The sequence below is a fragment of the Microbacterium sp. CJ77 genome (assembly GCF_002911615.1).
Taxonomy (GTDB): domain Bacteria; phylum Actinomycetota; class Actinomycetes; order Actinomycetales; family Microbacteriaceae; genus Microbacterium.
The window spans coordinates 1-5,683 of sequence record NZ_PQBR01000026.1 but is presented as its reverse complement, the minus strand read 5'-3'; the positions used below and the strand labels follow the sequence as shown (position 1 = coordinate 5,683).

The 5,683-nt window shown below is 57.0% G+C and carries 6 protein-coding genes and 1 pseudogene; 3 read left to right on the top strand and 4 right to left on the bottom strand.

Annotation, left to right across the window (positions count from 1 at the left end):
- Window positions 1-104: pseudogene (locus tag C2868_RS17170) on the bottom strand (integrase); the annotation flags it as partial.
- 244 nt (window positions 105-348) lie between these two features.
- On the opposite strand from C2868_RS17170, the gene C2868_RS17165 reads away from it, so the two are divergent.
- The 3 genes from C2868_RS17165 to C2868_RS17150 all read left to right on the top strand — a co-directional run bounded on the left by C2868_RS17165 (window position 349) and on the right by C2868_RS17150 (window position 2,157).
- Window positions 349-696, top strand: coding sequence for a quaternary ammonium compound efflux SMR transporter QacE delta 1 (locus C2868_RS17165; RefSeq protein WP_000679427.1), 348 nt, complete (start codon window positions 349-351; stop codon window positions 694-696).
- Complete coding sequence (gene sul1 / locus C2868_RS17160) at window positions 690-1,529, top strand: sulfonamide-resistant dihydropteroate synthase Sul1 (protein WP_000259031.1); 840 nt, start codon at window positions 690-692, stop codon at window positions 1,527-1,529. The genes C2868_RS17165 and sul1 overlap by 7 nt, the downstream gene beginning before the upstream one ends.
- A 127-nt stretch (window positions 1,530-1,656) precedes the next feature.
- Complete coding sequence (locus C2868_RS17150; RefSeq protein ID WP_000376623.1) at window positions 1,657-2,157, top strand: GNAT family N-acetyltransferase; 501 nt, start codon at window positions 1,657-1,659, stop codon at window positions 2,155-2,157.
- Window positions 2,158-2,332: 175 nt separating this feature from the next.
- Here the strand turns inward: C2868_RS17150 and istB are convergent, their stop codons facing one another.
- From istB to C2868_RS17135, 3 genes are all read right to left on the bottom strand, one after another.
- Complete coding sequence (gene istB, locus C2868_RS17145; RefSeq protein ID WP_000983249.1) at window positions 2,333-3,118, bottom strand: IS21-like element IS1326 family helper ATPase IstB; 786 nt, start codon at window positions 3,116-3,118, stop codon at window positions 2,333-2,335.
- Window positions 3,105-4,628 (bottom strand): IS21-like element IS1326 family transposase, encoded by a 1,524-nt coding sequence (gene istA / locus C2868_RS17140; RefSeq protein ID WP_001324342.1) that lies wholly within the window; start codon window positions 4,626-4,628, stop codon window positions 3,105-3,107. Before istA ends, istB begins: the two co-directional genes overlap by 14 nt.
- A gap of 101 nt (window positions 4,629-4,729) precedes the next feature.
- Window positions 4,730-5,590 (bottom strand): TniB family NTP-binding protein, encoded by an 861-nt coding sequence (locus C2868_RS17135; RefSeq protein WP_000344784.1) that lies wholly within the window; start codon window positions 5,588-5,590, stop codon window positions 4,730-4,732.
- Between the last annotated feature and the right edge of the window lie 93 nt (window positions 5,591-5,683).

The window sequence follows — 5,683 nt, the reverse complement described above, 5'->3', positions numbered from 1 at the left end:
TGTTCGGTTCGTAAGCTGTAATGCAAGTAGCGTATGCGCTCACGCAACTGGTCCAGAACCTTGACCGAACGCAGCGGTGGTAACGGCGCAGTGGCGGTTTTCATGGCTTGTTATGACTGTTTTTTTGTACAGTCTATGCCTCGGGCATCCAAGCAGCAAGCGCGTTACGCCGTGGGTCGATGTTTGATGTTATGGAGCAGCAACGATGTTACGCAGCAGGGCAGTCGCCCTAAAACAAAGTTAGATGCACTAAGCACATAATTGCTCACAGCCAAACTATCAGGTCAAGTCTGCTTTTATTATTTTTAAGCGTGCATAATAAGCCCTACACAAATTGGGAGATATATCATGAAAGGCTGGCTTTTTCTTGTTATCGCAATAGTTGGCGAAGTAATCGCAACATCCGCATTAAAATCTAGCGAGGGCTTTACTAAGCTTGCCCCTTCCGCCGTTGTCATAATCGGTTATGGCATCGCATTTTATTTTCTTTCTCTGGTTCTGAAATCCATCCCTGTCGGTGTTGCTTATGCAGTCTGGTCGGGACTCGGCGTCGTCATAATTACAGCCATTGCCTGGTTGCTTCATGGGCAAAAGCTTGATGCGTGGGGCTTTGTAGGTATGGGGCTCATAATTGCTGCCTTTTTGCTCGCCCGATCCCCATCGTGGAAGTCGCTGCGGAGGCCGACGCCATGGTGACGGTGTTCGGCATTCTGAATCTCACCGAGGACTCCTTCTTCGATGAGAGCCGGCGGCTAGACCCCGCCGGCGCTGTCACCGCGGCGATCGAAATGCTGCGAGTCGGATCAGACGTCGTGGATGTCGGACCGGCCGCCAGCCATCCGGACGCGAGGCCTGTATCGCCGGCCGATGAGATCAGACGTATTGCGCCGCTCTTAGACGCCCTGTCCGATCAGATGCACCGTGTTTCAATCGACAGCTTCCAACCGGAAACCCAGCGCTATGCGCTCAAGCGCGGCGTGGGCTACCTGAACGATATCCAAGGATTTCCTGACCCTGCGCTCTATCCCGATATTGCTGAGGCGGACTGCAGGCTGGTGGTTATGCACTCAGCGCAGCGGGATGGCATCGCCACCCGCACCGGTCACCTTCGACCCGAAGACGCGCTCGACGAGATTGTGCGGTTCTTCGAGGCGCGGGTTTCCGCCTTGCGACGGAGCGGGGTCGCTGCCGACCGGCTCATCCTCGATCCGGGGATGGGATTTTTCTTGAGCCCCGCACCGGAAACATCGCTGCACGTGCTGTCGAACCTTCAAAAGCTGAAGTCGGCGTTGGGGCTTCCGCTATTGGTCTCGGTGTCGCGGAAATCCTTCTTGGGCGCCACCGTTGGCCTTCCTGTAAAGGATCTGGGTCCAGCGAGCCTTGCGGCGGAACTTCACGCGATCGGCAATGGCGCTGACTACGTCCGCACCCACGCGCCTGGAGATCTGCGAAGCGCAATCACCTTCTCGGAAACCCTCGCGAAATTTCGCAGTCGCGACGCCAGAGACCGAGGGTTAGATCATGCCTAGCATTCACCTTCCGGCCGCCCGCTAGCGGACCCTGGTCAGGTTCCGCGAAGGTGGGCGCAGACATGCTGGGCTCGTCAGGATCAAACTGCACTATGAGGCGGCGGTTCATACCGCGCCAGGGGAGCGAATGGACAGCGAGGAGCCTCCGAACGTTCGGGTCGCCTGCTCGGGTGATATCGACGAGGTTGTGCGGCTGATGCACGACGCTGCGGCGTGGATGTCCGCCAAGGGAACGCCCGCCTGGGACGTCGCGCGGATCGACCGGACATTCGCGGAGACCTTCGTCCTGAGATCCGAGCTCCTAGTCGCGAGTTGCAGCGACGGCATCGTCGGCTGTTGCACCTTGTCGGCCGAGGATCCCGAGTTCTGGCCCGACGCCCTCAAGGGGGAGGCCGCATATCTGCACAAGCTCGCGGTGCGACGGACACATGCGGGCCGGGGTGTCAGCTCCGCGCTGATCGAGGCTTGCCGCCATGCCGCGCGAACGCAGGGGTGCGCCAAGCTGCGGCTCGACTGCCACCCGAACCTGCGTGGCCTATACGAGCGGCTCGGATTCACCCACGTCGACACTTTCAATCCCGGCTGGGATCCAACCTTCATCGCAGAACGCCTAGAACTCGAAATCTAACGTCCGTTCGGGCATCGAGGTCCATGTCGGGGTGGGACGGGCCCGTGGCTTCAAGATCACTTGCAGTCCGACCGCGATGTCTTGGTTGCGCGAGAGGTTGTCGATATCTGTTGATTTGCACCCAAATTTGACCCGGGATTTGCATTGAATTTTGACCCACCCCTTGTTGTCAGAATTATGTCTCGATTTTCAGTTTGCGGGTCTGTTTTTCCTCCTGCTTATTCTGAGTTGAACTGTGTTTGAAGCGGTAACTTTCATTGCCGGTTTCCAGGATGTGGCAGTGGTGGGTTAGTCGGTCCAACAACGCTGTTGTCATCTTTTCATCGCCAAACACTCGGCTCCATTCCGAGAAGCTCAAGTTGGTGGTCAGTATCACGCTGGTTTTTTCGTACAGCTTTGAGAGCAGGTGAAACAGCAGTGCCCCACCGGTTTGGCTAAAAGGCAAATATCCCAGCTCATCCAGAATCACCAAATCGGCATACAACAGACGGTTTGCGATTTGTCCCTGACGCCCAGATGATTTCTCTTGCTCCAGTGCATTGACCAAATCCACGGTGGAGAAGAAACGCACCCGTCGGTTCAAGTGCATCACTGCTTGTGTACCAATGGCTGTGGCCAGGTGAGTCTTGCCTGTGCCTGGCCCACCAATCAGCACCACGTTCTGGGCTTGTTCCATGAAGTCGCACCGGTGCAATTGTTTGACCGTGGCCTCATTAACCAGGCTTTGACTGAAGTCAAAGCCCACCAAGTCCCGATACACGGGGAACTTGGCCACCCGCAATTGATAGTTCACCGAACGTACTTCACGCTCTGCCACTTCAGCTTTAATCAAGCTGTCCAGCATGGGCAAGGCTTGATTAAATGCTGGTGAATTCTGATTGCCCAACTCCTCAATGGCGTGTGCCATGCCAAAGAGTTTCAAGGATTTGAGGATTCTCACATGGCCTTCATGCTGCATCATGGGCTCTCCTTAAACTGTCATAGCGGTTCACGTTGGCCTGTGGTTCCAATGTCAGCCTTAACCCCTTGGGAATTGGAATCGGTTTGGGTGGAGGTTCTTCGGTCAAACGTCCCAACAGATTAAGCACATGCTCCTTCGATGGCTTGCCACACTCCAATGCCAATTCCACAGCACTGAGTACCGCACCTTCATCGTGGTGCAATACAAGGGCCAGAATTTCCACCATGTCACGGTCACCGCCGGGGCGTTGCAGCAAGATGGATTGAAGCTTCTTGAACGCGGGTGGCAATTCAGCAAATGGCGCACCATTGCGCAACGCCCCAGGTTTCTTCTGAAGCACAGACAAGTAATGGTGCCAGTCGTATTGTGTGTGGCCACGCCGAGCGTGGCCACTGCCAAACAATCTTGGATGCTCGGCAATGTGTTGGCCTTCGGCAGCCATCACCAGCTTGTCTGCATAAATCCGAAGGCTGATGGCCCTGTTGGCGTAACTGGCAGGAACGCTGTAGCGATTGCCCTCGTGGTGAACAAGGCAGGTTGAAGTGACTCGCTTGGTTTGCTCCACGAATGCATCAAAGGCATTGGGTAGCGCCATCAACTCGCCTTGTTCATCGGCAAAGGCCTCTTGCACGGTTTGGTCCAATTCGGGGTGGCGCAGCTCAGACCACAGCGCTTTGCAGCGATGCTCAAGCCACACATTCAAATCAGCAAGGCTTTGAAAGTCTGGTGCCCCTTGCCACAGGCGTTGGCGGGAATCCTGCACGTTCTTCTCAATCTGGCCTTTCTCCCAACCCGATGCTGGATTACAGAACTGCGCATCAAACAGGTAGTGGCTGACCATGGCAGTGAACCGCTGATTGACCCTGCGCTCTTTGCCACGCCCCACCGAATCCACAGCGGTCTTCATGTTGTCGTAGATGCCGCGCTTGGGAATGCCACCGAAGATTTGAAAGGCATGCCAGTGGGCATCAAACAGCATTTCATGTTTTTGCTGGTAGTAAGCCCGAAGCACAAAGGCCCGGCTGTGGGCCAACTTAAACTGGGCAATCTGAAGTTTGACCTGTTTGCCCGCTATGCGGGCAAAGTCCTCACTCCAATCGAATTGGAAGGCTTCGCCACAAGCAAAGCGCAAGGGGATGAAACAACCCTTGCCCGAGGTTTGCGCCTTGAACTGTTCGGAATCTTTCCACTGTCGGGCAAAGGCACACACTCGGTCATAAGACCCGGTAAAGCCCAAAGCGACCAAATCCCGGTACATGCTGCGCAGGTTTCTGCGCAGCTTCTTTGTCTTTTTGTGCTCGGTGGAGAGCCACTGCCTTAACTTGGGCTCAAAAGGACTTAACTTGCCAACGCTGTCTCGCGCTGGGTACTGCGGTTCAACCACCTTGCTTTGCAAATACTTGCGAACGGTGTTCCTGGACAGGCCGCTTCGTCGGGCTATTTCCCGAATCGACGCACCATCGCGAAAATGCCAGCGTCGAATTGCGCTCAATATCGCCACGTTTATCACTCCTTGATTTCTCCCGCCATATCCAGACGGGAAACAGTGTCATACGTGGGTCAAATTTCGACGCAAATCTTTACCCTAAGTGGGTCAATTTTAGATGCAACTCAACAGGCCATGCTGAGTGTGCGATGGTTGATCGCTTCCTCGCCGCTCTCCACGGCGACGATGGCCGCCGCCATCAGCAAGTGCGCCAGTTCCCCTATGGTGCCCTCGCTGCGTGTGAGCAGGTAGCGAGCCATGTCCAGCGTGGCAATTGGGGAAGGCCGGCGCAGCGGGAGCGAAGCGGCGAAGCTGGCCAGCAGTGAGCAGCAATCGTCGTTGGCCTCCCATACCGGCAGCATCATCGGCTCGAAGCGATTTTCCAACTGGTCATCGGAGCGGATGGCTAGGTAGGCGTCGCGCGTGCCTACCCCAACCAACGGGATGCGCAGTTCGTTGCCGAGGAAGCGCAGCAGGTTGAGGAATTCCCGGCGGTTGACGCTGTTGCCGGCCAGCACGTTGTGCAGCTCGTCGATCACCAGCATGCGCACGCCGACCTTGCGCAGCAGTGCCAGAGCCAGTTGCTCCATTTCCGGCAACCGTGGGCGTGGGCGCAGCGGCGCGCCCATCGCGGCGAGCAGCGCGACGTAGAAGCGGATCACGGACGGCTCGGACGGCATCTGCACGACCAACACCGGGATGTGCTCCTGGTCGGCGTCGGAGCTGGCCGGGTGGGTGCGGCGGAACTTCTCGACGATCATCGACTTGCCATTGTTGGTCGGGCCAACCAGCAGCAGGTTGGGCATGCGTTGCTTGTTTGGCCACGCATAAAGGGCTTCCAGCCGGTTCAGCGCCTCGACTGCGCGCGGATAGCCGATCCAGCGGTCGGCGCGAAGGCGCTGGATGCGCTCGTCCGCCGGAAGACGGGCCAAGCCCTGGGCCGCCGGCAGCAGGTGGGACAGGTCGATGATGGGATATTCGTCCACGGCTACCACTCCTCAATCTGGTCGAACGGTTTGGCGGGTGGCAAGTTGTCTGCCTGCGGGTCGGCAATATCCGTATCCGGCGGAACGGGCTTG

Excerpts from the sequence above, each read along its gene's own strand:
- C2868_RS17165 (WP_000679427.1), top strand. The coding sequence starts at position 349 with ATGAAAGGCTGGCTTTTTCTTGTTATCGCAATAGTTGGCGAAGTAATC.
- sul1 (WP_000259031.1), top strand. The coding sequence starts at position 690 with ATGGTGACGGTGTTCGGCATTCTGAATCTCACCGAGGACTCCTTCTTC.
- C2868_RS17150 (WP_000376623.1), top strand. The coding sequence starts at position 1,657 with ATGGACAGCGAGGAGCCTCCGAACGTTCGGGTCGCCTGCTCGGGTGAT.
- istB (WP_000983249.1), bottom strand. The coding sequence starts at position 3,118 with ATGATGCAGCATGAAGGCCATGTGAGAATCCTCAAATCCTTGAAACTC.